This window comes from Salinisphaera japonica YTM-1 (assembly GCF_003788585.1).
GTDB lineage: Bacteria > Pseudomonadota > Gammaproteobacteria > Nevskiales > Salinisphaeraceae > Salinisphaera > Salinisphaera japonica.
In genome coordinates, this window is the sequence record NZ_AYKG01000014.1 from 23,943 (window position 1) to 48,432 (window position 24,490).

The 24,490-nt window shown below is 60.6% G+C and carries 23 protein-coding genes; 9 read left to right on the forward strand and 14 right to left on the reverse strand.

Going from position 1 to position 24,490, the window contains the following annotated elements; genetic code table 11:
* Nucleotides 1-222: 222 nt before the first annotated feature.
* Nucleotides 223-606, reverse strand: coding sequence for an FKBP-type peptidyl-prolyl cis-trans isomerase (locus SAJA_RS05960; protein ID WP_342777538.1), 384 nt, complete (start codon nt 604-606; stop codon nt 223-225).
* A gap of 613 nt (nt 607-1,219) precedes the next feature.
* Nucleotides 1,220-2,272, reverse strand: a complete 1,053-nt coding sequence (locus SAJA_RS05965; protein ID WP_123657752.1) for an NAD-dependent epimerase/dehydratase family protein — start codon at nt 2,270-2,272, stop codon at nt 1,220-1,222.
* 428 nt (nt 2,273-2,700) lie between these two features.
* On the opposite strand from SAJA_RS05965, the gene SAJA_RS05970 reads away from it, so the two are divergent.
* A complete protein-coding gene (locus SAJA_RS05970; protein WP_123657753.1) occupies nt 2,701-3,717 on the forward strand; it encodes a zinc-binding alcohol dehydrogenase family protein in 1,017 nt (338 codons plus the stop codon).
* Between the two features lie 304 nt (nt 3,718-4,021).
* Here SAJA_RS05970 and SAJA_RS05975 read toward each other — a convergent pair whose 3' ends face one another.
* The 6 genes from SAJA_RS05975 to SAJA_RS06000 form a co-directional block, all read right to left on the reverse strand.
* Complete coding sequence (locus SAJA_RS05975; protein ID WP_123657754.1) at nt 4,022-4,900, reverse strand: DNA adenine methylase; 879 nt, start codon at nt 4,898-4,900, stop codon at nt 4,022-4,024.
* Nucleotides 4,900-6,252 carry a hypothetical protein gene (locus tag SAJA_RS05980; protein WP_123657755.1) on the reverse strand — a complete coding sequence of 451 codons (1,353 nt, stop codon included), beginning with the start codon at nt 6,250-6,252 and terminating at the stop codon, nt 4,900-4,902. The genes SAJA_RS05975 and SAJA_RS05980 overlap by 1 nt, the downstream gene beginning before the upstream one ends.
* Nucleotides 6,253-6,525: 273 nt before the next feature.
* Nucleotides 6,526-6,825, reverse strand: coding sequence for a hypothetical protein (locus SAJA_RS05985; RefSeq protein WP_221180144.1), 300 nt, complete (start codon nt 6,823-6,825; stop codon nt 6,526-6,528).
* Nucleotides 6,826-6,838: 13 nt separating this feature from the next.
* The gene (locus tag SAJA_RS05990) at nt 6,839-7,078 is read right to left on the reverse strand and encodes a BrnT family toxin (protein ID WP_123657756.1); all 240 of its coding nucleotides are present in this window, start codon (nt 7,076-7,078) and stop codon (nt 6,839-6,841) included.
* A 6-nt stretch (nt 7,079-7,084) separates the two neighbouring features.
* Nucleotides 7,085-8,281 carry a ribonucleotide-diphosphate reductase subunit beta gene (locus SAJA_RS05995; protein ID WP_123657757.1) on the reverse strand — a complete coding sequence of 399 codons (1,197 nt, stop codon included), beginning with the start codon at nt 8,279-8,281 and terminating at the stop codon, nt 7,085-7,087.
* Nucleotides 8,282-8,376: 95 nt separating this feature from the next.
* Nucleotides 8,377-11,400 carry a ribonucleoside-diphosphate reductase subunit alpha gene (locus SAJA_RS06000; protein ID WP_123657758.1) on the reverse strand — a complete coding sequence of 1,008 codons (3,024 nt, stop codon included), beginning with the start codon at nt 11,398-11,400 and terminating at the stop codon, nt 8,377-8,379.
* Nucleotides 11,401-11,937: 537 nt separating this feature from the next.
* Between SAJA_RS06000 and SAJA_RS06005 the strand changes: the two genes are divergently transcribed.
* Both SAJA_RS06005 and SAJA_RS06010 read left to right on the forward strand, forming a co-directional pair.
* Nucleotides 11,938-12,447 (forward strand): SixA phosphatase family protein, encoded by a 510-nt coding sequence (locus tag SAJA_RS06005; RefSeq protein ID WP_123657759.1) that lies wholly within the window; start codon nt 11,938-11,940, stop codon nt 12,445-12,447.
* Nucleotides 12,448-12,460: 13 nt separating this feature from the next.
* Nucleotides 12,461-13,597 (forward strand): FAD/NAD(P)-binding protein, encoded by a 1,137-nt coding sequence (locus tag SAJA_RS06010; RefSeq protein ID WP_123657760.1) that lies wholly within the window; start codon nt 12,461-12,463, stop codon nt 13,595-13,597.
* 64 nt (nt 13,598-13,661) lie between these two features.
* On the opposite strand, the gene SAJA_RS06015 is transcribed toward SAJA_RS06010, so the two are convergent.
* The 3 genes from SAJA_RS06015 to SAJA_RS06025 form a co-directional block, all read right to left on the reverse strand.
* Nucleotides 13,662-14,819: an NAD(P)/FAD-dependent oxidoreductase gene (locus SAJA_RS06015; protein ID WP_123657761.1), complete on the reverse strand. Its 1,158-nt coding sequence runs from the start codon at nt 14,817-14,819 to the stop codon at nt 13,662-13,664.
* A gap of 103 nt (nt 14,820-14,922) precedes the next feature.
* Nucleotides 14,923-15,090 carry a rubredoxin gene (locus SAJA_RS06020; RefSeq protein WP_123657762.1) on the reverse strand — a complete coding sequence of 56 codons (168 nt, stop codon included), beginning with the start codon at nt 15,088-15,090 and terminating at the stop codon, nt 14,923-14,925.
* Nucleotides 15,091-15,223: 133 nt separating this feature from the next.
* Nucleotides 15,224-16,405, reverse strand: coding sequence for an alkane 1-monooxygenase (locus SAJA_RS06025; RefSeq protein WP_123657763.1), 1,182 nt, complete (start codon nt 16,403-16,405; stop codon nt 15,224-15,226).
* A 153-nt stretch (nt 16,406-16,558) separates the two neighbouring features.
* Between SAJA_RS06025 and SAJA_RS06030 the strand changes: the two genes are divergently transcribed.
* The 4 genes from SAJA_RS06030 (at nt 16,559) to SAJA_RS06045 (ending at nt 20,344) form a co-directional block, all read left to right on the forward strand.
* The gene (locus SAJA_RS06030) at nt 16,559-17,209 is read left to right on the forward strand and encodes a TetR/AcrR family transcriptional regulator (RefSeq protein ID WP_184999771.1); all 651 of its coding nucleotides are present in this window, start codon (nt 16,559-16,561) and stop codon (nt 17,207-17,209) included.
* 91 nt (nt 17,210-17,300) lie between these two features.
* Nucleotides 17,301-18,770 carry an aldehyde dehydrogenase family protein gene (locus SAJA_RS06035; RefSeq protein ID WP_123657765.1) on the forward strand — a complete coding sequence of 490 codons (1,470 nt, stop codon included), beginning with the start codon at nt 17,301-17,303 and terminating at the stop codon, nt 18,768-18,770.
* Nucleotides 18,771-18,802: 32 nt separating this feature from the next.
* Nucleotides 18,803-19,675 carry a methylisocitrate lyase gene (prpB, locus tag SAJA_RS06040; RefSeq protein ID WP_123657766.1) on the forward strand — a complete coding sequence of 291 codons (873 nt, stop codon included), beginning with the start codon at nt 18,803-18,805 and terminating at the stop codon, nt 19,673-19,675.
* A gap of 33 nt (nt 19,676-19,708) precedes the next feature.
* Nucleotides 19,709-20,344: an ankyrin repeat domain-containing protein gene (locus SAJA_RS06045; RefSeq protein ID WP_123657767.1), complete on the forward strand. Its 636-nt coding sequence runs from the start codon at nt 19,709-19,711 to the stop codon at nt 20,342-20,344.
* A gap of 31 nt (nt 20,345-20,375) precedes the next feature.
* On the opposite strand, the gene SAJA_RS06050 is transcribed toward SAJA_RS06045, so the two are convergent.
* Entirely contained in the window at nt 20,376-21,257 is an 882-nt protein-coding gene (locus tag SAJA_RS06050) for a phosphoribosylaminoimidazolesuccinocarboxamide synthase (protein WP_123657768.1), read from the reverse strand.
* Between the two features lie 113 nt (nt 21,258-21,370).
* On the opposite strand from SAJA_RS06050, the gene rpe reads away from it, so the two are divergent.
* Nucleotides 21,371-22,075, forward strand: coding sequence for a ribulose-phosphate 3-epimerase (gene rpe, locus SAJA_RS06055; protein ID WP_123657769.1), 705 nt, complete (start codon nt 21,371-21,373; stop codon nt 22,073-22,075).
* A 37-nt stretch (nt 22,076-22,112) separates the two neighbouring features.
* Here rpe and SAJA_RS06060 read toward each other — a convergent pair whose 3' ends face one another.
* Together SAJA_RS06060 and SAJA_RS06065 are read right to left on the reverse strand one after the other, a co-directional pair.
* Nucleotides 22,113-22,409, reverse strand: coding sequence for a type II toxin-antitoxin system RelE/ParE family toxin (locus SAJA_RS06060; RefSeq protein ID WP_123657770.1), 297 nt, complete (start codon nt 22,407-22,409; stop codon nt 22,113-22,115).
* Nucleotides 22,406-22,669, reverse strand: coding sequence for a ribbon-helix-helix domain-containing protein (locus SAJA_RS06065; protein WP_123657771.1), 264 nt, complete (start codon nt 22,667-22,669; stop codon nt 22,406-22,408). The genes SAJA_RS06060 and SAJA_RS06065 overlap by 4 nt, the downstream gene beginning before the upstream one ends.
* A 293-nt stretch (nt 22,670-22,962) precedes the next feature.
* On the opposite strand from SAJA_RS06065, the gene trpE reads away from it, so the two are divergent.
* Nucleotides 22,963-24,489, forward strand: a complete 1,527-nt coding sequence (trpE, locus tag SAJA_RS06070) for an anthranilate synthase component I (protein WP_123657772.1) — start codon at nt 22,963-22,965, stop codon at nt 24,487-24,489.
* Nucleotide 24,490 lies beyond the last annotated feature (1 nt).

Genomic DNA, 24,490 nt, shown 5'->3' on the forward strand with positions numbered 1-24,490 from the left:
TCAGGGCGGGCCGACCGGTAACGGTGGCAAAACGTGAAGCGCCGATACTAAACCAGTTAGACAGATTTTCAGATAGGTCTGTATCGCCGTGCTACCCATCCCGCGCTTGCCTGCTCGGCAGGCTCGTCAGTGCCTGGGAATCTAGCTGTCTATAGCGCCGAGATGTTCAGGGGCGGCCGGCCGGACGGCGCAGCACCGATGCAGTAATCGCCGGCACCGTCTTTACTGCAAGACATCCTCAAGTTCCACATCAAAGATCAGCGGCGCGTTCGGCGGGATCGACTGGCCCTGCCCCTGCGCGCCATAAGCCATGTCCGCCGGGATGATCAGCTCGCGCCGGCCGCCAACGCGCATGCCGGAAATGCCGCGGTCCCAGCCCTCAATCACCCGACCAAATCCCAATTCAAAGCTGATCGGCTCGCCCCGATCCCGCGAACTATCAAACTTTCGCCCGTGGTGATCCTTGGCCGCCGGATCATAAAGCCACCCGGTGTAATCCACCGTCACACGCGTTCCCGGCGTCGCCTTGGCACCGTCGCCGACCTTCGTATCGATGGTCTTGAGCTCGGTCACCGACGACTCGGCGGCCAGCGCCGTGGTTGTCATCAGGCCGGGCAAGCAAAATACAGCCGCACCAACCAGGCCGGCTATAGCAATCAATCCACGCATAGCAAACACCCACGCTTTTGAGTCAAAGCGCAGCATAAAGTATCGAGGGCCAAGGGCCTTACACGGCTAGATGCTCGCTCGCAGCAAGCGCACCCGTCTGTGGTCCGGGCGAAAGCACTACATGCCAATACGCTCGGGTTCAATCCCACCCACCGCGCTCGCTGGTCAAAAACACCGTGAGCGAGTTTCATCGCGTTGGCTCTCACCAATAGAGCGCGAAAACGCCACAAGTGCTCTTCTTTTGTCACGCGGCTGCACATGCCGAGTGCGGGCCCGGCATACCACCACGTGCCGCGGTCAACGCCCGTTCTTGTTTTTATACTTCCGATACGCCTTCCGCGCCGCGCGCTTGGCTTTCTGTTGATTCTCCGGCTTGCTGAACCACCGTTTAGCTTTTCCAAACAACCCACCAGCCATGCTGATCTCCTAAAGATTAATGCTCGCCGACCATATTTTTATCGGCATACGACGTCACAACCCAAATTTTACAGATTTTGGAACAACAGATCGAAACGCCGATTCAAAACAGACAGCCCGTTTTTATCCCGCGCTACGGAATAATGCGTTGCGCCTTGAGACTGTCGATCGCGGCCAGCAACGAGGCGCTGGAATCCATGCGCTCGGTGAATCCGGCCGTATAAATCTTGTTGGTATCGGAGACGACGTCGGTTTCGGTCTTGAACACGAAATCACCGAATCCCCAGCCCACCAACTTGCCAAGATCAGGCTCGATCAGGTCGTGCTTGTCGGCCAGCTCGCGCCACAGCTCGGCCTTGTCGGCCATGTGGGTGGCCAGATCCAGCGGCACCGGCTCGGCAAGTTCCAGGCCCAGATGGTCGGCCACGTCGGGGAACAACCGGGCCCAGCGAAACGTATCCACGTTAGTCACGTTGTAAGCCTGGCCGGCCGGGGCCTCGTCGGCCGCCCACCGACTGGCACGGGCGAGTAAACCGGCATCAGTGGTTTGCACCATCTGTTCATAGGCCCGGTCCGTGCCCGGAAACCGCAGCGGTATATGCAGCGCCCGGGAGATCTCGGCAAACACACCGATCACGAGCGCGATATTCATCGCGTTGCCATAGACATCGCCCACGACCACATCGGGCCGCAAGGCCACATAATCCCAATCGGCGCGCTCGGCACGAGCGGCCAACTGTGCTTCCTGGGCCTGGTAGATGTTCGGCGGCATATGCGGCGGGTCGGACTCGCGGGCCGGGGTGCGTACGTTGGCACCGAGATGAATGCCGTAGATCTTGAAGCCTTGATAAATGACCACCCGTTGCAGCGGCGCGCCCACGTGCTCCAGGCCGTCGAGCAGATTGGCCAGCATGCGGCCATTCTCCTCGGCCTCAGCGGCGAGATCGTCGCCGGGCTTGAGCGCGGCATAGAATAGATGCGTGGTGTCGGCTGCCTCGGCCAGAGCGGCTTGGGTCGCCTCGGGATCGGTCAGATCAGCCTGGACGGTATCCATATCACCGAGCACGTGACGGCCCAACCCGCGCACTGTCCAACCGTTGTCTTTCAGCTCGTGGGCCGCCGCATTGCCGATAATGCCGGCCGCACCGGCTACGAGCGCGACCGGGCGCGCAGAGGTATCAGACATAACAGGCATCCTTGTTCAATAAGCGTGTGGTCAGAAATAGACATGGCGCGGATCAGCCGCTAGCGCTGGCGTTTGCGCCGTTTGATCGGTGCACGTTCGACAGGCCTCCCGTACCACAGCGCTATCGTCCAAGTAACGCTGGGTGGTTCCAGCCAATCATCAACCCACCCCGATTCAATGCACCGAGTGTTTCATACAGTAACCCGCCCACGAATCCGTGATTGTTCGCACAGAAACAGCGAATCAAACGATCCGCTTGCCGACGGGAACCCCGGCGCGATCAGGTGCCGTGTCGAGAGGGTCAGGGCCCCTAGGCATGTCTACAGATGGCCCCTCGATTGATACGCTCGGGCAGTTATCAAAGGCCGCCCCGGCATCGACATTCGATAGCCATGCGGCTGTTTCGTATTCAGCCTAAGGATTTCATCATGAAAGCAATTACTACCCGCGGCGCGAGCGATATCGACGCGCCGAACGTCTTTGAAGACACCGATATGCCACTTGCCAGCCCGGGCCGCCTGGATCTCCAGGTGCGCATCGATGCCGTGGCCGTGAACCCGGTCGATACCAAGATTCGAGCCGGCGCGCTCGGCAATATCAGCGAGCCCACCATCCTTGGCTGGGACGCCGTGGGCCGGGTCGAGGCCGTGGGCGACGCGGTCACCCATTTCCAGCCCGGCGATCGTGTCTATTACGCCGGCGAGGTCGACCGGCCCGGTTGCAACGCCGAACAACAAATCGTCGATAGCCGCCTCGTGGCCCATGCGCCAAAGACGCTCAACGACGAACAAGCCGCGGCCATGCCATTGACCTCCCTCACCGCCTGGGAAGGCCTGTTCGACAAACTCGGCCTGGCGCAAGACGACACAGCCCACAGCGAGCAGACCCTGCTCGTCATCAACGGCGCCGGCGGCGTCGGATCCAGCGTCATCCAGCTTGCCCGCCAGCTCACCGGCCTGACCATCATCGCCACCGCCTCGCGCGACGAAACCGCCGACTGGTGCCGCACGCTCGGCGCGCACGCCGTCATCAATCACCATGACCTGATTCCCGAATTACGCGCCGCCGGGCACGAGACGGTCGACTACATCTTCAATTGCCACGATATCGGCGTGCACTGGGACAACATGGTCGAACTCATCCGCCCGCTCGGGCGCATTGTCGCCATCGCCGAAACCGAGCAAACCGTGGATATCAACGCCCTGCAACCCAAGGCTGCCACCTTCTGCTGGGAATTCATGTTCGCCCGCCCCATGCACGGCTACCACCCCGAACGCCACGGCGAAATCCTCGCCGAACTGGCCACCCTGCTCGATGAAGGCCGTATTCACACCACCCTGGGCAACGTCATCGGCCCGCTCAGCGTCGACAACCTGACCAAGGCCCACCGACAACTCGAATCCGGTCGCACCCGCGGCAAACTCGTACTCACCGCCCTGGCCTAAGCCCGCGCGGGGCCTGCACTGGCCGCTTAACAGCCGGTGCAGGCCAAAGCGGGCCGTACCCGGTCGAGAAAAAAATGGAACGACAACCGGCCATTACGTGTCGGCCCTCTATTGTCGGCAGGGTTATAGCAAGCAAAAGCAGTGCGAATACTTAAGATTCGCCTACGCAAAGCCGCTGTATAACCGCCGCTGCGTATTTAATCCAGCAATGGGCCGGTTAACTAAATTCACCGCCCGACGATGTTAAGAAACCGTGGTCTGTCCCTGAGGGTTCTCTATTGCGAGGGTTCCGCTGTGGGTTCCCTTAGCTGGCTCGCCTCAAGAGTTGCTCTGTTTCGTCCGGCACTACCACGCCGTCTGGGTATATTAGGATTTCTTTCCCCTTACGCCGTTCGTATGCGCTATACGCCAAGTCGAATGTTATTTGATTCTGGCTTTCGTAGAGATGCGCAATTTCTTCGACATTATCGTAAGTCATTATCCATTTATGCGGATAAGGACGTTCGAGATATTGCGCTAACGCCCCGTGTTGATCCGGGGAAAATTGGTTAAGGTAAAGTTCACCACCTTTTATATAGTAAGGCGGATCTAAATATAAAAAATACTGCTCCTGTGCATAGCCGTTAGGTTGCCTTAGAGATTCTAATAAGGCCAAACCATCGAGATTCTGGACATCGATTCGATCGGCGTACATAGACACGTGCCTTATACGCTTGACGAGATCGGCCCTATTGAATCGAGCGTCGATTTTATACGCGCCATTCTGCTTATACCCTCCGATTGGCCCAGAGTTATGAATTATTCCGGACCTTGAGGTCCTATTCAGAAAAAAAGTCGCGAACCCGAGGGATAAATGGTCGTGCATTTCAGGCTCCAAATAAATTTGGCGCTGTATATACCATTCCTCTACATCCAGCTTCACATTCTGAAGTAATTCTATAAATTTATCAGCATATTCCGTTATTGCTTTCCAGAACGCGTATATTCTAGGGTCCGCATCGTTAACCAAAATTGACTGGACTCGCTCCGAAAACAAAAGTGTTAATGCCGCGCCCGCTCCACCGGCATAGGGTTCTACGTAAATTGGATCATCGAAATCATTCGCCTCTAAAGCATTAGCTAAAAACGCAGATAGCTTAGCTTTCCCACCAGGATACCGTAGAGGACTAAACGCTCTACCCATTACTGCTCTTCATTGGGCTGTTGATCATTGAGAATGACCTCAAGCATTGGAGTTGCTCTAGACCAAACTTCTCGAAGCTCAGATTCAGTAGGAGTTACGAAACGGTTATGCGCGAATTGGTTGAAGCCATCTATGGTGAGAACGTCAGTTTTATCGCGACTAACCAACATGCGCAACGCCTTATAACCATCACCGTTAACGCCCGGTAGCAATCGCTGTTCGCAGACATAACTTATTAAATCCCGAAGCGGCGGCGTCCAGTCTTTGTTATTGTTTTTTCGTTTCTTATATTGCGGATCGAAATGGTTCACGGCCTGCTGATCCAGTTTTTGCTCAACCAAAAAATTCCATAACCCGATATCTAATAGCACGCGCAGCATCACCCCAGTCGAGTTACGTCTGTGAGCAATTGGCATTGCTTTCAGCTCATTAAACACAGCGCGCACTCGATCACTACGACTAGTACAAGAAAAGCCGCGCGGAACAATGCTCTTATTAACCCTATTTCTTCTTCGAGGCGCCGGAGAAGGCGAAGCGGGCACCTCCGAAGGCTTGGCTTCTTTGTTTTCAGGGATCAAAGTAGCTAACGAAAATGTGCCAGCCTCTTGCGCCACGTCGATATCGCTCTCGATCTCTTCAAAATATGTCCGAAAATCTTCGTCCTTATTTACTCGCCGAGTAAAATTTTTCTCAGTGACAATATCGCTAGTCACCCGCTTCAACACTGCGCGAAACCGATCCAAGTTGACAGTGCCCTCGAGGTTGCCAATCTCGTCTATGCTAATGCCAAGCGACCTTCTTGCGGTTTTGGACTCAATAAATCTATCGAGTGTAGTGAGCGGAAAGTTGACGGATTCAACTTTTGCACGTGTGTCAGATGGATAATCAAGGGTCAAAGCGACACGATAGAGCTGTTCCGAACGCAAATATTCGCGCATTTCTGACGCGCTTTTTCCAGTCTCTTCTGAAATTTCTTCAACTGTGAGGCCATCTTCCACTAGTTCGCGGTAAAATCTCGCCTGTTGAAGCGCCGTCCAGGGTTTTTTTGCGTAGCCGATATGCAAGTCTGCCAATAGGCCGGCTGCCGTTTGTCTATCGTCGACTATAACTACATCTAATTTCTCTATGGATTGAAGATTCGCGGCTTCGGAGAGACGACGATACATAGAGACTTGCCGCTTAGTAAGCGCTAACTCCGGATTCACTAGAAGCTTCATTGCAGACAGCCGACGGTTTCCTTCCACGACGTAATAAAGACGCCCTTCTTGCCGAACAATCATTCGTTCATGCAGAAAAAAACCTCGCGAGGCGATTGATTTGGCAATACCAAGAACATCCTCGTTCTCTAGCATCGCTTCCAGCAGGGCCTGCTGCTTATTTGATCGACGTTCTGGCGGTAGTCGCGGGTTGTTCGGATCTAGCCGAAGACTCCCAAACCGCACCGTCTGTGTTCTAGCTCTATTTGACACACCAACCCCTCGAACTTACCAACTCGCCTGATTCGTTATTAAAAATAGTCTCTAGATATTCAAGACCTTGTGTCGGGAAAATAGGCGGTAGACCACTATCCCCAACCCAAAATATTTTAACTTTGGTTCGTCTTTTTTATTTATCCAACCGTCGATTTACTTAAAATCAACGGACCGAATCAACTCAATGTCTTTCTCGAGCATTTCGTTAGCCAAATCCCCCAACGGAATACCGAGAGCCGCAGCTCGCTCCCTGAGAAAAGCCGTCACATCGCTGTCGAGATAAAGCGGCGCATTTTCGGTCGAACCGGGACGATAAAACCGGCCACGCTCAGCGCTGCTCCAATCCGCGACCTCGGGGATATCCGACGTATCAATATCGCCACCCGACATTGCAGCCGACCGGTTGTGTTCTTGATCGCCAAGATCAGGCTTATCGGTATTGCTTTCGCTCATGGCGTGTAGCGCGTCACGCTGAGATGATGCGAATGACCTCATCATCTTGCCCATCGCGGATGGTGTGGGCAACCAGAACGAGCGCAACGCCGGCAACTTCGCCTATCGTCTGCCAGCGTTGCTCGTCATCGACCATACGCTCGGGTTGGCTGAGGACGAGTGGGTCTTCGAAAACACGGCATGCGGTTTCGAAGCCAAGGCCATGTTTACGCCGGTTGGCGTCGTTCTTGGCCTCGTCCCACTCGAATCGCACGGCGAATCAATCCCAGCTAAGTGCCCCACCACTCTGATACTCAATCACCCGAGTCTCAAAGAAGTTCTTCTCCTTGTTGAGGTCCATCATCTCGCTCATCCACGGGAACGGGTTTTCTGCACCCGGATAGAGTTCGGCCAAGCCGATCTGGCTGCAGCGACGATTGGCGATGAATTTCATGTATTCGTCGAACATGCCGGCGTTCAGGCCGAGCACGCCGCGGGGCATGGTGTCGTGGGCGGATTCGATTTCGAGGTGCATGGCCTCGTCGATCTTGGCCCGCATTTCTTCCTGGAACGCTTCGGTCCAGAGGTGCGGGTTTTCGATCTTGATCTGGTTGATGACGTCGATGCCGAAGTTCAGGTGCATGGACTCGTCGCGCATGATGTATTGCACTTGCTCGGCGGTGCCGGTCATCTTGTTGCGACGGCCAAAGCTCAGGAACTGCACGAAGCCGGCATAGAACCAGATGCCTTCGAAGATGCAGTAGAAGGCGATTAGATCACGCAGGAAGATCTGGTCGTTTTCGGGGGTGCCGGTCTTGAAGTCCGGGTCGGACAGCGACTGCGTGAACTGCATGGCCCAGGAGGCCTTGTTGTGCACGCTGGGCAGCTCGCGGTACATGTTGAAGATCTCGCCCTCGTCGAGGTTCAGCGATTCAACGATGTACTGGAAGCAGTGGCCATGCACGGCTTCCTCAAAGGCCTGGCGCAGCAGGTACTGGCGGCATTCGGGGTTGGTGAGGTGCTTGTAGATGCCCAGCACCAGGTTGTTGGCCACCAGCGACTCGGAGGACGAGAAGAAGCCGAAGCCGCGCTTGAGGATCTCACGCTCGTCGTCGGTGAGGCCGTTCGGGTCTTGCCAGGTGGCAATGTCTGCGGCCATGTTCACTTCCTGCGGCATCCAGTGGTTGGCGCAGGCGTTCAAGTACTTTTCCCAGGCCCAGGTGTACTTGAAGGGCACGAGCTGGTTCACGTCGGCGCGGCAGTTGATGATGGCTTTTTCATCCACCGAGACGCGGTTACCGCCGAGCTCGACTTGCTCCAGGCCGGTGACGGCTTCGCCGTCGTCGGCCTGTTGCGGGGCTGCCGGCTGCTTGTCCAGCGCGTGCGGGTCGGGCGTGGCGCCGGCCGGGTTGGGGTTGGTCGAGGCGCCCGGGTTGCTCGGGGTGCCCTGTCGCGGGGTGTCTTCGAAGTCGAGCATGACGGTGTCCTTGTTCGAGTCTTTCGTTAAATACGATGTTCGTTGGCGGCTGGACGACGGCGCGTTTCAGGCGCCGCCGCCCAGCGTCGGGCGCGCTACTGGCAGGCCTCGCAGTCCGGATCGTCAATGGCACAGGCCATCGGGGCGACGGGTGCGGCGGCCGGGGCCGGGCTTTTTGCGCTGGCCGTAGGTGCTGCGCTGGCGCCGTTGGCCGCTTGGCCGTTCGTGGCACCGCCATTGCTGCCGGCGGCCGGGCTGCCGCCGTTCGAGCCACCGGCCACGTGACCGCCGCCGGAGCCTTTGCCGCCGTTGGCCACGGCATTGAGGCGATGATCCGAGATGGTGGATTTCTCGGTATGCGTGGCGCCCATGGTGCGCAGGTAGTACGTGGTCTTGAGGCCTTTCTTCCAGGCGAACTTGTAGAGTTCGTCCAGCTTGCGGCCCGAGGGCTCGGCCATGTAGAGGTTCAGGCTCTGGGCCTGGTCCAGCCATTTCTGGCGACGCGAGCCGGACTCGACCAGCCAGCGCGGGTCGATCTCGAAGGCACACTTGTAGAGCACCTTGAGCTCGTCCGGGATGCGATCGATGGCCTGCACGGAACCGTCGTAGTATTTCAGATCGTTGGCCATGACCTGATCCCACAGGCCGCGCTCCTTCAAGTCATCCACGAGATACGGGTTGACCACGGTGAACTCGCCCGACAGGTTCGATTTGACGTACAGGTTCTGATACGTCGGCTCGATGGACTGGCTCACGCCCGTGATATTGGCGATGGTCGCGGTGGGCGCGATGGCCATGCAGTTGGAGTTACGCATGCCGACCTGCTGTACGCGGGCCCGCAGGGTGTCCCAATCCAGCGTCTGCGACTCGTCCTGGTCGAGATATTCCGCGCCGCGGTTGTCGCGCAGCAGCTTGATGGAATCGATCGGCAGAACGCCCTGATCCCAGAGGCTGCCCTGGAACGTGCTGTAGGCGCCGCGTTCTTCGGCCAGGTTGGTCGAGGCCTGGATGGCGTAGTAGCTGATCTGCTCCATGGAGCGATCGGCGAACTCGACGGCCTGGTCGGATTCGTAGGGCAGTTTCAGCTTGTAAAGCGCGTCCTGAAAGCCCATGAGGCCCATGCCCACCGGGCGGTGACGCAGGTTGGAGTCTCGCGCGGTTTTCACGCTGTAGTAGTTGTACTCGATGACGTTATCGAGCATGCGCATGGCGGTGTTGATCGTGGCCTGCAGCTTGTCGGTGTTCAAGACACCGTTCTCGATATGCTGCGGCAGGTTGATCGAACCCAGATTGCAGACCGCGATTTCCTTGCCCGGCTCGGTGTTGAGCGTGATCTCGGTGCACAGGTTGGAGCTGTGTACGACACCCTTGTGCTGCTGCGGGCTGCGCAGGTTGCACGGGTCCTTGAACGTGAACCACGGGTGGCCCGTTTCGAACAGCATGGATAGCATCTTGCGCCACAGAGTGACGGCCTGGATGGTCTTATAGTTCGTGATCTCGCCGCGCGCGGCCTTGGCCTCATAGGCCTCGTAGGCCTCTTGGAAGGCGCGGCCGGTCAGATCGTGCAGCTCGGGCACGTCGTTGGGCGAGAACAGGGTCCACGGCTCGTCGTTCAGGACACGCTTGACGAACAGATCCGGGATCCAGTTCGCGGTGTTCATGTCGTGGCAGCGCCGACGATCGTCGCCGGTGTTCTTGCGCAGGTCGAGGAATTCCTCGATGTCCTTGTGCCAGGACTCGAGATAGGCACAGACCGCGCCCTTGCGCTTACCGCCCTGGTTCACGGCGACGGCCGTGTCGTTGACGACCTTCAGAAACGGCACCACGCCCTGGCTTTTGCCGTTGGTGCCCTTGATGTGGGCGCCCATGGCGCGTACCGGCGTCCAGTCGTTGCCCAGGCCGCCGGCGAATTTGGACAGCAGCGCATTGTCCTGCACCGCCTCGTAGATGCCATGTAGATCATCGTCCACGGAGGTCAGATAGCAGCTCGAGAGCTGCGGGCGCAGGGTGCCGGAGTTGAACAGCGTGGGCGTGCTGCTCATGAAATCGAACGAGGAGAGCAGCTTGTAGAACTCGATGGCTTTTTCTTCGCGCTCGATTTCGTTGATCGCCAGGCCCATGGCCACGCGCATGTAGAACGCCTGCGGCAGCTCGAAGCGGGTCGCATCGTGATGGATGAAGTAACGATCGTAGAGTGTCTGCAGGCCCAGGTAGGTGAACTCCAGATCGCGATCGGCGATCAGAGCATTGCCCAGCTGCTCGAGGTCATACTCGGCCAGACGCGGATCCAGCAGCTCGTGATGCACGGCGCGATGGATATAGTTGGCGAAATAGGTCGCGTACTGCCCGCGCATCTCGGCGTGCGTGGCGTACTCGACCTGGCCATCGGCCAGGAACGTCAGCGCCTCGTGGCGCAGCTTGTCCATGAGCAGGCGCGCGGCGGTGCTGCCGTAGTTGGGCTCGGCTTCCAGACGCTGACGGGCCGACAGGATGAGTGCTGTGGACAGCTCGTCTTCGGTGATGCCGTCGTAGGCGTTTTTCAGCGTGTCGTCGAACACGGTCTGTGCGTTCACGCCGTCGATGCCTTCACAGGCTTCGGCGATCACACGCTGCAGACGATCCCGATCAAGCGCGGCAGATTGACCGTTCTTGAAGTTGACCTGAATATCAGCGGCCGGGGCGGCGGCGGGCTGGCCGGTTTCGGCTGTCTTGGCCGCGCGCTCGTGGGCACGCTCTTCGCGATAGAGCACGTAGGAACGAGCCACCTTGTGCTCACCCGAGCGCATCAAGGCCAGCTCGACGTAGTCCTGGATGTCCTCGATGTGCACGGCACCACCGCCGGGCAGGCTGCGCGTCACACCCTGGACGACCTGCTCGGTGATGTTCTTCACGGTCTGGCGGATACGGCTTGAGGCCGCACCCTGCTGGCCTTCCACGTCGATGAAGGCCTTGGTGACGGCCAGCTCGATTTTGGAGGCATCGAACGGCGTGACCTTGCCGTTGCGACGGATGACCTTGTGCGAGCCCGGCTGCGTGGCCGCCAGGGCCGCGCCCTGGCTGGGCGGGTTGCTGGCCTGCGGGCGGTGTTCCGTGCGCTCCGATACCTGTGTGTCTGCCATGTCTGCTCCCGAGAAGATGGGTGGCGCGCCGCTTTGATCGCGGTGTCCTGCGGTGGCCGAACGACGTATGACGACGCCGGCCGGTGCGTTGGTTGCTAAAGATACCCCACTAGATGCTGTGGTCAATCCCCGGTATTTATCGCCTGAATCACTACATGTTGTGCCGACGCCCGCTCATCAAGGTGCATAACACTGTGGATAAACTCGGTGGATAACTGCGTGGCGGCGCTTCTGCAAAGGCTTTGCGCCGTCGCCGATAAAACCGCCACCGGCACACCGCGGCCCGCAGGTGTTGTGTCTGACACACCTGCCCAAGCGCCGACGAGCGATAAACGACCCGCTACCGATGGGGGCGCGCAGATGGCTGTTCTGGCAAGCCTTTGGCCGATGGCGCCGCCGCCCGCGGGGGTGGCGATGAAATTTGCCTAAAGCAGCACGCGCGCTGATAGCACGATGTTGCAAGCCAAGCGGCGCGCACGGGGCACGAATCATTGACTGGAGTGGCCTGACGCGCGTTAACAAGCCACAATCGCCGGCATGGATATCATCGTGATTCGCCACGGCATTGCGCTCGATGCCGCAACCGCCCACGGCATGGGCCTGTCCGATACCGAGCGCCCGTTGACGGCTCAAGGCGAGCGCGCCACGCGGGCAGCGGCCATCGGGCTGCGCAAGCTCCTGGCCGATATGCCGGTCGACGACATTCTGACCAGTCCGCTACTGCGCGCTCGCCAAACGGCCGCGCTGATCGCGCCCTATCTGGATGACGCACCGGTGGACCAGGCCGATGTGCTGGCCCCGCCGGTGGATATGGGCGCGCTGGATGGCTGGCTGCATACCCACTTCGGCGAGCGGCGCGTGGTGCTGGTCGGCCACGAACCGGACCTGGCGACCTGGGTGTCGTGGAGCCTGACGCGCAAGCGCGACCGGCTGCTGGCTTTCCAGCGCGCCGGCGCCGCCCTGCTGGAGTTCCCCGGCGCCCCCGAAGGCGGCACGGGCACCCTGCGCTGGCTAATGACCGGCGCCCAGCTGCGCCAGATGGGTTAGCCGGCCGGTCGTCATGGCGCATTACGACTGGCTGATCATCGGCGCGGGCCCGCAGGGGCGGTTCGTTGCCACCGCGCTGCTTGCGGCCGACCCGTCGCTTGCGCTGGCGCTCGTGGATCCCGAGCCGCCGATGCAGGCCTGGCATCGACGGGCGGCGGCCACCGGCATGCGCTATCTACGCTCATCGAACGCGCACCATCTCGGGCAGCACCGGCGCAGCCTGCTGCGGTTCAGTCACAGCGCCGGCTACGACGCACGTCATCTGCTGGGCTATTACAAGCGGCCCTCGCTGGCATTGTTCAACGCGCTGGCCGAGGCCGAGCTGGCCGGTGTGCATCAGATTCGCCGTCGCGCCCGCCGCGTGAGCCCCGATTCGAACCTGTGGCAAGTCGTGTTGGACGACGCCACCACGACGACAGCCCGACATGTCGTACTGGCCACCGGGCCGGGCCAGCCGTGGCGCCCGCCGGGGCTCGGCACCTGTGAACACGTTTTTGACGATGATTTTCATCTTGGCGCGCCGGGCCGGGCCACCGTCATCGTGGGCGGCGGTATCACCGGGGCCCAGTTGGCGCTGCGCGCCAGTGCCAAGGGGCATCGGGTCGCCTGGCTGACACGACGCGCGCCCGACGCCTGCGACTTCGACTCTGAGCCGCGCTATGCCGGCCCGCTGGGAATGCGCCCGTTTCTGGCCGCCCCAATCGCCCAGCGTACGGCGCTGCTGGCCCAGGCACGCCGCCCGGGCACCCTGCCCCCGGATGTTCACGCCGATATCACGGCCCGGCTGGCGGCCGGCGCGCTGGACTGGATCCGCGGCGAGCCGGTTGCCTTGGAGGACAATGCGCTACGCCTGGCCGACGGGCGCGTACTGGCCGCCGAACGCGTGATTCTGGCCACCGGCTTTCAATCAGAGCCCGGCGAAGACAGCCTGTTAGCGCGGGTGCTCGCCGATACCGGCGCCCGGACCGATGGCCAGGGCCATGTACCGCTCGACGATGATTTACAGGTCGCCCCGGGCCTGCATGTGGTGGGCCGGGCGGCCAGCCTGTCGCTCGGCCCCATGGCCGGCAATATCAAGGGCGCACGCTGGGCCGGCGAGCGCCTGGCCGCGGTTGCCCATAACGAGTGCGTAAGGCCTGCCCCGGATTAGCGAGCACAAAAAAGCCCGCACGAATCGTTCGTGCGGGCTTTGAAGCACGCAATCACGCGCCCGATCAATCCATGATCGCCGGGGCGTTCTTGAGGTAGTCCTTGCGTTTTTTCGTGGCCTCACCGGTCAGGGCAAAGCCCAGCAGGTTGCCCTCGTCATCCAGATACGAGGCCTCCACGCTGCGATCATCGCCCTCGATTGTCCACTCGCCGCTGCGATCGGCCGGCGGATAAGCGATCACCGGGCACAGATGGGTCTTGACCATGATCGGCAGCGTCGGATATTTGACCTTGCCCGGCGCATCATCATCGCCACCGGCCAGCGTCTTGCCCAAGGTGCGAGCACACTGCATGAGCGGGGCAACATACGGCCGCCAGATGCCGTCGACCTCGGCACAGTCGCCCAGGGCGTAGATATCGGCGTTGGAGGTCTGCAACGTGCGATCGACCTTGATGCCCTTGTCCACGGCCAGCCCGGCCTTCTCGGCCAGCTCGATGCCCGCTTTCAGGCCCACTGCAGAGAGCACGATATCGGCCTCGATGATGTCGTCGTTGTCGAGCTCGACCTGATAACGGCCGTTGTCGCCGTGCATGATACCGGTCGCGGCATGGCCCAGATGCCATTCCACGCCGGCCTCGGCCAGCGCTTTCTTGACCGCCTTGCCAGCCTCTTTCGGAATCAGCTGGGCCAGCGGCCACTCGGACGGATCCGCCACGCTGACCTCGTGCCCGGACTGGATGAGGTCATTGGCAAACTCACAGCCGATCAGGCCGGCGCCCAGCACGGCCACTTCGGCGTCGCTGTCCAGGTTGGAACGAAACGTGCGGTATTCCAGCAGGCTGTTGATCTTGTGCACGTCTTCGGCGGCATCGCCGCCGAGATTCAGCGTGATCGTGTCCGCGCCCCAGGCCAGTACCAGCTTGTCGTAGGTCAGCGTTTCCTCACCCAGCTGGATCTGGTGTGCCTCGGGCTGGATGGTGTCGACCTGCTCGTAGGTGCGCACGGTGGCATCGAGCATGTCGGCCATTTCTTCGGCGGTTTTCTGCACCAGATCGTCCGGCGCGTTGTCCTTGGCCTTGGCCTCGGAGATATCCGGCTTGTAGTAGTTGGCCCCGTCGTCGCGCGTGATCAGAACGATGGGTTTTTCAGTGTCGTGCTTGCGCAGCTCCCGCGCCACGCTGTAACCAGCCAGGCCGGTGCCGATGATGATGATCGGATCCATGAGGTCTCGTTCTATCGACAATCGAACAGGACCGCACGATGCGGCCCCGAGAGTTCAGTCAAAGGCCGGGCATGCCGGCCTGTCTGACAAGTCAGCGCTTGGCTTACTCGACTTCCATCATTTCGAAGTCATCCTTCGGCGCGCCGCAGTCCGGGCAGGTCCAGTCGTCGGGAATATCTTCCCACTTGGTGCCGGCCTCGATGCCTTCGTCGGGCATGCCCTGGGCTTCGTCGTATTCAAAGCCACAGACGATGCACTGCCATTTCTTCATAACGTGTTCCTAGGCGATGTTTCTTGCGTTCGATCATACAAAACGGGCGCTGTAGGGACAGCGCCCGTTCAGGTGACCCAAGGCTATCAGACGCCTCGATCACCGGCGATGGAAAGTACTACGGCATTGCAGCTTACGCTGTTGCAGCACCACTCGGCGGCGGATACTGGGTCAGCAGCTTCTTGCGCTTGGACGGCTGCAGGTTGGCCTGGCGAATATCGCCGTCGTAGTGCGCCACCACGCGCTTGTCCATCACCTTGCGCCACAGCGGCGGAATATAGGCCAGCACGATCATGCCGGCATACCCGGTGGGCAGCTCAGGCGCCTCGTCGAAATGACGCAGCGACTGATAGCGACGGGTCGGATGCGCGTGATGATCCGAGTGACGCTGCAGGTGGAACAAGAAGATATTGGTCACGATGTGATCGTTGTTCCACGAGTGCTCGGGGCGGCAGCGTTCATAGCGGCCGTTGCCGCGTTTTTTACGCAGCAACCCGTAATGCTCGCAGTAGTTGACCGCTTCCAGCAGCGAGGCCCCGATGAAGGCCTGAACGATGAGAAACGGCAATACTTCGACCCCAAATGCGAGCACCAGCCCCGTGAATAACGCCACCGTCATCGCCCAAGACTGGAGCAGCTCGTTACGCCAATGCCAGAAGCCTCGGCCTTTGCGTTTCAAACGTGTTTTCTCTACGTGCACCGCCGATTTCGCGCTGCCCCCCATCGTTCGCCACAAGAAACGCCAAAAGTTCTCGCCCATGCGCGCGCTGGCGGGGTCTTCCGGTGTGGCCACATTTGAGTGATGACCATAGTTGTGCTCGACATAGAAATGGCCATATGCGACGGGCGCCAGCACGATTTTAGCCAGCCAACTTTCCAGACGGGTGTTCTTGTGGCCCAACTCATGCGCGGTATTAATCGCAACACCGGATAGCATGCCTAGGCTGCTGGTCATACCCAGCCACTGAAGGAACGTCAAATCGTTGGTGCCGACGATGCCGGTCGCCACAATCAGAAACACGAACTGCACCGGCACGAACAGATACGTGGAATATCGGTAGTAAGGGTCATCCTCAAGCACGTCGAGCACCCGCTCCGGCGGGTTCGTGCTGTCTTTACCGATAAGATAATCCAGCGCAGGCACGACGCCATAGACGATAATGGGCCCAGCAAACAGCAGCCAAGTGATGTTGAACCACCAACCGGTCAACAGCGCAGCGCCGACCAGGATGATGATGCCGAAACCCATCGGCCACAGCCATCGCTTCTTGTCATAGGCCCGCGCTTCTTCGAGCGTCATTTCAGGGGTGGACATTGTCTCCTCCGCGCGATCTTCACTGATCGCTGTATCGTTTACACCAACGACTGTAACTTATCGCTTGGCTGACCGATCGGTCAAGCCGCTTTCGAGGCGTCGCGTGCTAGTCTCAAATCCGACAACCTCTCTTTTCTTGTATACGTCCCGACCGTGTCTACCGTTTCAACCGCCGCATCGCCATCCGTCGATCTTGTACGTCGAACGGCTTTCACGCTGTTCGGGCGTTTTGGCTACGACGGTGTCTCCATGACGCACCTGGCGCGTGAATGCGGGCTGACCAAACCGGGGCTGTATTGGCATTACGAAAGCAAGCAAGCGCTTTATGCCGATTGCATGCGCGACATGGTGGGCCTGTTCGAGACCCACGTATTCGCGGCCGCGCTCATGGAAGACGCGCCCGCCCGACAGATCCTGGCAGCCTTTGAGGGACTGGAGAATCCGCTGGCCGATCCGTGTGTGGCCCACGGGGTAGCCGGATTCTGGCTGCGCCCGGCCACGGCACCCGTGGACGAGGCGATGACGGTCCAGCGCGATTTCGAGGCCATGGCCCGCGGGGCGACCGCCCAGATCCTGCAGGCCGCAGTCGATGACGGCGCGCTGGTGCTCCCGCTGTCGGCCGAGCGCGTGGCCGATGCGTTCATCGCCCAGGTCGAGGCGATCGTGCTGCCGCTGGGCGAGCGCTCACCGGCCGATCATCACGCGTTGGTCGGGCTGTTCGCGCATATGTTCTTCACGTCTTATGCACGCGACAGCACGCTGGTCGATGGCCTTGCCCGGAAACTCAAAACCGGTCATACCTGATAACCAACGCGCGCTACCGCGTCATCAATAAAGCCGGCCCACCGGCTCGACGATAATCCGTTACTGCGAGGGCACACTGCCCGGAGGACAAATGAGCGCTACTGCCATGACGGATCGCGGCCCGGCCGCGGATTCCACGTCAACCATCGCCGATACCGATCGCCACGAGATCGAGCGACTGTTCGCTGCTCAGAAAGACACGGCACTGGCCCTGCGACAGTCCACGGCCGGCGAGCGCATCGACAAGCTCAAGCGCCTGCGCGCGCTGATGTTCGCCCGCCGCGAGGACATCATGGCGGCCTGCCATGCCGATTTCGCCAAGCCCTCGGCCGAGGTCGAGGTCACCGAGATTCTGCCGGTGGTCGAGGAAGCGCATCACGCCATGCGCAAGCTCAAATCCTGGATGAAGGCCGAGCGCAAGCGCCCGACCCTGCTCATGCTGGGCACGAGTGCCAAGGTGATCCAAGAGCCACGCGGGCGCTGTCTGATCATTTCGCCCTGGAACTACCCGATCAACCTGTCCTTCGGCCCGCTGGTGTCGGCCATCGCGGCCGGCAACACGGTGATCCTCAAACCGTCGGAAATGACGCCGCACTGTGCGCGGCTGATGTCCGAGATGGTGGCCGAGCTGTTCGACGAGACCGAGGTGGCCGTGGTGCAGGGCGCGGTGGAGACCTCGCAATCGTTATTGGCCCTGCCCTTTGATCATATGTTTTTCACCGGCTCACCGGCGGTGGGCAAGATCGTGATGGCCGCAGCGGCCAAGCACCTGAGCTCGGTCACGCTGGAGCTGGGCGGCAAGTCGCCGGTCATCGTGGACGCCTCGGCGGATCTGAAAAACGCCGCCCGCACGCTCGTCTGGGGCAAGTTCGCCAACAACGGCCAGACCTGTATCGCACCGGACTATGTCTATGTTCACAAGGACATACGACAGGCCTTCATCGATGAAGCCCTCAAGGCGCTGGATCATCTCTACGGCACGGCTGATACGCGCCGGGACAACGACGACTATTGTCGTATCGTCAATCAGCGCCACTACGAGCGTATCCGCGGCCTGCTGGAAGACGCCCGTGAGCGCGGCGCGCGCCTGGCCACGGGCGACGTGCCGGCCAACGATGATCGCTATGTCCCCCCGACCCTGCTCACCGATGTCGGCGACGATGCGCGCGTCATGGAAGAAGAGATCTTCGGCCCGGTGCTGCCGATACTGACCTATGACGATCTGGACTCGGCCATCGCGCGCATCAACGCCCGGCCCAAACCGCTGGCGTTGTATATCTATGCCAAGGACAAACAGGTCATCGATACCGTGGTGACACGCACCAGCGCCGGGGGCACCTGTATCAACACGGCCATGCTGCATTTTCTGCACGGACAGCTGCCCTTTGGCGGCGTGAACAACTCCGGTATCGGCAACAGCCACGGTCATGCCGGCTTCAAGGCGTTTTCACATGAGCGCTCGGTGTTGCAGGATCGGTTCTCGCTGGCGTTCTTGTTCCGCCCGCCCTACAACGCGTTCACGCGCTGGTTCATTCGTTTTTCGGTTCGCTGGCTGAGCTGATCGCCGCACCTCGGTCTTATTGGAGTTCTGGTATGTCCTTATCTGCCCCGCAGCGTTTTGCTGCTGCCCTGGCTGAAGAAAACCCGTTACAGATCGTGGGCGCGATCAACGCCTATTCGGCCATGCTGGCCGAGCACTCGGGCTTTCGCGCGATCTATCTCTCCGGCGGCGGCGTGGCCAACTGGTCGTATGGCCTGCCGGACTTGGGCATGACGACCATGAACGATGTGCTGGAAGACGTCTCGCGCATCACTTATGCCTGTGACACGCCGCTACTGGTGGATATCGATACCGGCTGGGGCAGCGCGTTCAATATTGAGCGTTCGGTGAAACGCATGGAGCGCGCGGGGGCGGCCGCCGTGCATATCGAGGACCAGGTTGCGGCCAAGCGCTGTGGCCATCGCCCGGGCAAGGAGATCGTCACCCAGGCCGAAATGGTCGATCGCGTCACGGCCGCCGTGGACGCGCGCTCGGACATGAAGATCATGGCCCGTACCGATGCGCTGGCCGTGGACGGCCTGGAGGCCGCGGTCGAGCGAGCCGCGGCCTGTATCGAAGCCGGCGCGGACTATGTCTTTGCCGAGGCGATGACGGATCTGTCCATGTACAAGCGCTTTACCGATCTCGGTGTGCCGGTGCTGGCCAATATCACCGAGTTCGGGGCGACGGATCTCTACACCACCGGCCAGCTGGCCGATCAGGGCGTGGCGATGGTGCTCTATCCGCTATCTGCGTCGCGGGCGATGGCCAACGCCGCGCTCGATGTCTATGCCACGATCCGCGAGCACGGCACCCAGAAGCCAGCCCTTGAAACGATGCAGACCCGCGATGAGCTCTACAATCATCTGGGCTATCACCAGTTCGAGGACAAGCTGGATCAGCTGTTCGGGCATCGCAGCGAATAGCCGCCCTCACCCCGCGCGCAACCAAGGCACAGCATGAAAAAGATCGGTATCGCGATAGGCATTCTAGCGATCCTCGTCATCGGCGGGTTCGTGATTCAAAGCGCCCAGCAAGACAACGACAACCCGCCGAGCGACAACGCCACGACCGGCGAATCCGCCGCGCCGTCAGCCAAGAAATCGCCGGAGGCCGCGCGAGGCGAACAAAAACCCGCGCCGTCCAAGGCGCCGCCGGCCAAGGTCGAGCCCGTGATCGCTTATTGCCAGAAAGCGGCCAAGGACAACGCGTCTAGCGCGGCCACCCAGGCACTGGCCGACAAGGGCGGGCTGGTCGCAATCCTGCAAAAAGAGGCGGCGTTGAACGGCGACCCGTATACCTGCGGCGATTATTACCTGACCCACGGGGGCGATATCGACGCCACCGACCCGCGCACGGATTCCGAGCGTCTCACGCCGTTGTTGTTTGCCATCAAGCGCAACGACCCGCGCATGGTCAGCTATGTGATCGACCACGATGCCGATCTGAAAAAACGCGGCGGCCCCAACGATGTGCGTCCCTACGGCTATGCGGTGTTTCTGGCGCTACAAAACCGCAGCACCAACTACAACCCGGTCATCGCCCAGCTGGACAAGGCACTGAAGACATCGGCTGCGGGCACGGGCGGCGGCTGATCCGCCGGCCCGGCGCAGCACGCCGGCCCGCCTAACCGATCAGCCGGTCGCGGGCCTCGGTGTATTTGGCCGCAGTCTTGTCGATGACATCTTGCGGCAGGCGCGGGCCGGGCGCGGTCTTGTCCCAGTCCAGCGTTTCCAGATAGTCGCGCACATACTGCTTGTCGAAACTGGCCGGGCTGGTGCCGATTTCATAGCTGTCGGCCGGCCAGAAGCGCGATGAATCCGGCGTAAGCGCCTCATCGATCAGGGTGAGCGTGCCGCCCTCGTCCACGCCGAACTCGAACTTGGTATCGGCGATCAGGATGCCGCGCTCGGCGGCATAGGCCGCCGCCCGCGTATACAGCGCTACCGACACGCGACGAATCTCCTCGGCCCGCGCATGCCCGACGATATCGGCCATGCGCGAGAACGCGATGGTCTCATCGTGATCGCCCGCCTCGGCCTTGGTGGCCGGCGTGAAGATCGGCTCGGCCAGCTGTTCGGCTTGGCGCAGGCCTTCGGGCAGGGTGATGCCCGAGATCGCGCCGGTGGCCTGGTAATCCTTCCAGCCCGAGCCCACGACATAACCGCGCACCACCGCCTCGACCGGCAGCGCGTTCAAGCGCTTGACGATCACCGCACGGCCATCGACCTGGGCCAGTTCGGCCGGCGAGAGCACCCCATCGAGTGCCATATCAGCCCGCTGATCGGCCACGGTGCCGGCAAAATACTTGAACCAGAAATTCGATACCTGCGTGAGCACGCGCCCCTTGCCGGGAATCGGATCCGGCAGAATCACGTCAAACGCCGAAAGCCGATCCGTGGCCACGATCAACAGATGATCCGCGTCCACGGCATACACATCGCGGACCTTGCCGCGCATGACCAAAGATAACGACTGGATATCGGACTCGAACAATACGTCGGCCATGCCGGGGCTTCCTGTGCGGCGCGTGTGACGGGCGCGCATTCTATCAGCGCAGCCTTGACGTGGACCCGGCTTTGGCCGAGCTTTGGCACTCAAATTTTCGTCTTGCTGAGCCCATGGCCCGTTCTCCTTTCACCCCGCTGATCGCGCCCTCGATCCTGTCTGCCGATATGACCCGCCTCGGCGACGAGTGCGAGGCCGTCATCGATGCCGGTGCCCAGTGGATCCATTTCGACGTGATGGACAATCACTACGTGCCGAATCTGACGTTCGGCCCGCCGGTCTGTGCCGCACTGGCCAAACGCTTGAGCGCCTCGCGCCCGGGCATCCCGATCGACGTACACTTGATGTGTGAGCCTGTTGACGATCTCATCCGCGGCTTTGCCGAGGCCGGGGCGGCCTCGATCACCTTCCACGCGGAAGCCACCCGCCATGTCGATCGTAGCCTGGCCCTGGCGCGCGATCTGGGCTGCAAGACCGGGCTCGTGTTCAACCCGGCCACCTCGCTTGAATGGCTGAAATACGTGCTCGACAAGATCGATATCATCCAGATCATGTCGGTGAATCCGGGCTTTGGCGGGCAGTCGTTCATCACCGAATCGCTGGCCAAGATCGCCGAGGCCCGCGAGATCGTGGATATGGTGGTCCAAGGCACCGACCGCGAGATCCGTATCGAGGTCGATGGCGGCGTGAAGATCGACAATATCGCGGACATCTACGCCGCCGGCGCCGATACCTTCGTCGCCGGCTCGGCCATCTTCAAAACCGATGATTACGGCGAGACGATCGGCGCGATGAAGCAGGCCCTCAACGCGGGCTGACTCGGCTTTCAAGGACGATACAGGCAACGGCCGACCGTTAGTCTGGAAACAAAACCGCTTCGTAGGCGACCGCGCCGTGCAAGATACGAAGCACCACCACGCGCTCGGCATCGACACGGTAGAGAATTAGATAGTTACCATAAACTCGACGGCGTATACCGTGTTTTTCGTAGCGCGGTATCAACGGGAACGCATACGGTAATTCGCCGAGATCAACACATTTCGCCTGCAAGGCATCAATGAAACGCAGCGCGGCCAGCGCACTATCTCGGGCGATGTAATCGGCAATGTTTTCGAGATCACGCTCTGCTGATGCGGTTATTTCAACGATCACGACGATGGTTCTGTCGATTCAGCCACCGATTGCGCGTATCTGGCTCTCAGACGCGTAAAGACGTCTGAGGCTGTTCGAACACGCCCATGGTCGATATCGGCCACACCGCGCGCAACGTCATTATCGAGCAATGCCAGTCGATGTTCACGATCGCGCACGAGACGAATACCGTCCGTAATAACATCCTTTTCCGACCGATATCGTCCGCTTGAAACCAGGGCGTCGATATCGCGTTTTGTCTGATCACTCAAAATGGACATACCGTTCAAGTGTGACGTGAGCGCTAAGTAATAACACTAGCCACGACTTCGACAGTCCACAAGTGGCCGTAAGTGATACCAATCGTTTGCGAGGAGCCCGGGCCTGGACCTTGGCAAGACGTTCGAATTCCGGCAGGATTTCAGCCATGAAAATGAATCGTTCGACACGACACGTCGGCTGCCGCATCAACGCGGCCTTGCGATGGCCACTAGCGTGCTGGCGAGGCTGAACTCGCCCGGCCGGCGCCCGCATGCGCCGTTATCCTAGTTGCCTGAAAACCGAACGATGCGTTATGTCCCAGTCCGTAGATTCCCGGCCCGTTGATACCCGGCTTGCCGTGCGCGTGCCACTGGTCGTTGAAGCATTGGCCGACCTCGACACGCCGCTTTCGACCTATTTGAAAGTCGCCGACGCCCCCTACTCTTTTCTGCTGGAATCCGTCCAGGGCGGCGAGCGCTGGGGGCGCTATTCCATCATCGGCCTGCCGGCTGCCGAGCGTATTCGGGTAACCGGCACCACGCTCGTCCACGAGCGCGACGGCCAGGCGTGCGAGACAATCGAAACCGCCGACCCGCTGGCCTGGATTCAGGCGTTCAACGATGCGCGGCCATTGCCCCGCCTACCGGAGCTGCCGCGCCTGACCGGCGGCCTGGTCGGTTATTTCGGCTACGATACGATTCGCTATATCGAGCCGCGCCTGGCGGGTGGCGGCGCAGACAAGGACGACCCGCTCGGCCTGCCGGATATCCTGCTGCTGGTCGCCGAAGAGCTGGTCATCTTCGATAATCTCTCGGGCAAGCTGTATGTCGTGGCCCATCATCTGAAAGACGATGCGACCGATCGGGCACGGGTCGAGCAGCGCCTGGACACGATTCTCGATGCGCTGGACACCCCACTGGCACAGCCGGCCACCCGCACCGATGCCGACACCCCGACTCTCAACGACTCGGGTTTTGTCTCGGGCCTGACCGAGGCCGGTTACAAGGCGGCCGTGGCGCGTATCCGCGACTACACGCAGGCCGGCGATATCATGCAGGTGGTGCCCAGCCAGCGCCTGTCGGCCCCCTTCGCGGCCGAGCCGATGTCGTTGTACCGGGCGCTGCGCAGCCTGAATCCGTCGCCGTATATGTTCTTCTTCAATTTCGACGATCATCACGTGGTGGGCGCCTCGCCCGAGATTCTGGTGCGCGCCATGGACGGCGAAGTAACCGTGCGCCCGATCGCCGGCACCCGCAAACGCGGTATCGATGCCGCCGAGGACGAGGCACTAGCCGCCGATTTATTGGCTGACCCGAAAGAGATCGCCGAGCACCTCATGCTCATCGATCTGGGCCGTAACGATGTCGGGCGTGTGGCCGAGCCGGGCAGCGTGAAGCTGACCGAGCGCATGGCCATCGAGCGTTACTCACACGTCATGCATATCGTATCCAACGTCACGGGCAAGCTACGCGCCGATCTGACCCCGATGGACGCCCTGCGCTCGGCTTTTCCGGCCGGCACGCTATCCGGCGCGCCCAAGATTCGGGCCATGGAGATCATCGACGAGATCGAGCCGGTCAAGCGCGGCGTCTATGGCGGTGCGGTGGGTTATCTGGCCGGCAACGGCAGCATGGATCTGGCAATCGCGATTCGCACCGCCGTGATCAAGGACGGCGAGATCCATGTTCAGGCCGGTGGCGGCATCGTGGCCGATTCCGAGCCCCAGGCCGAATGGGAAGAGACCATGAACAAGGCGCGCGCGGTCATGCGGGCAGCCGCCCTGGCCGAGCAAGGGCTGTCGACCCGGCGCACCACCCAAGGCGCGGGCAAGGAGCAATGAC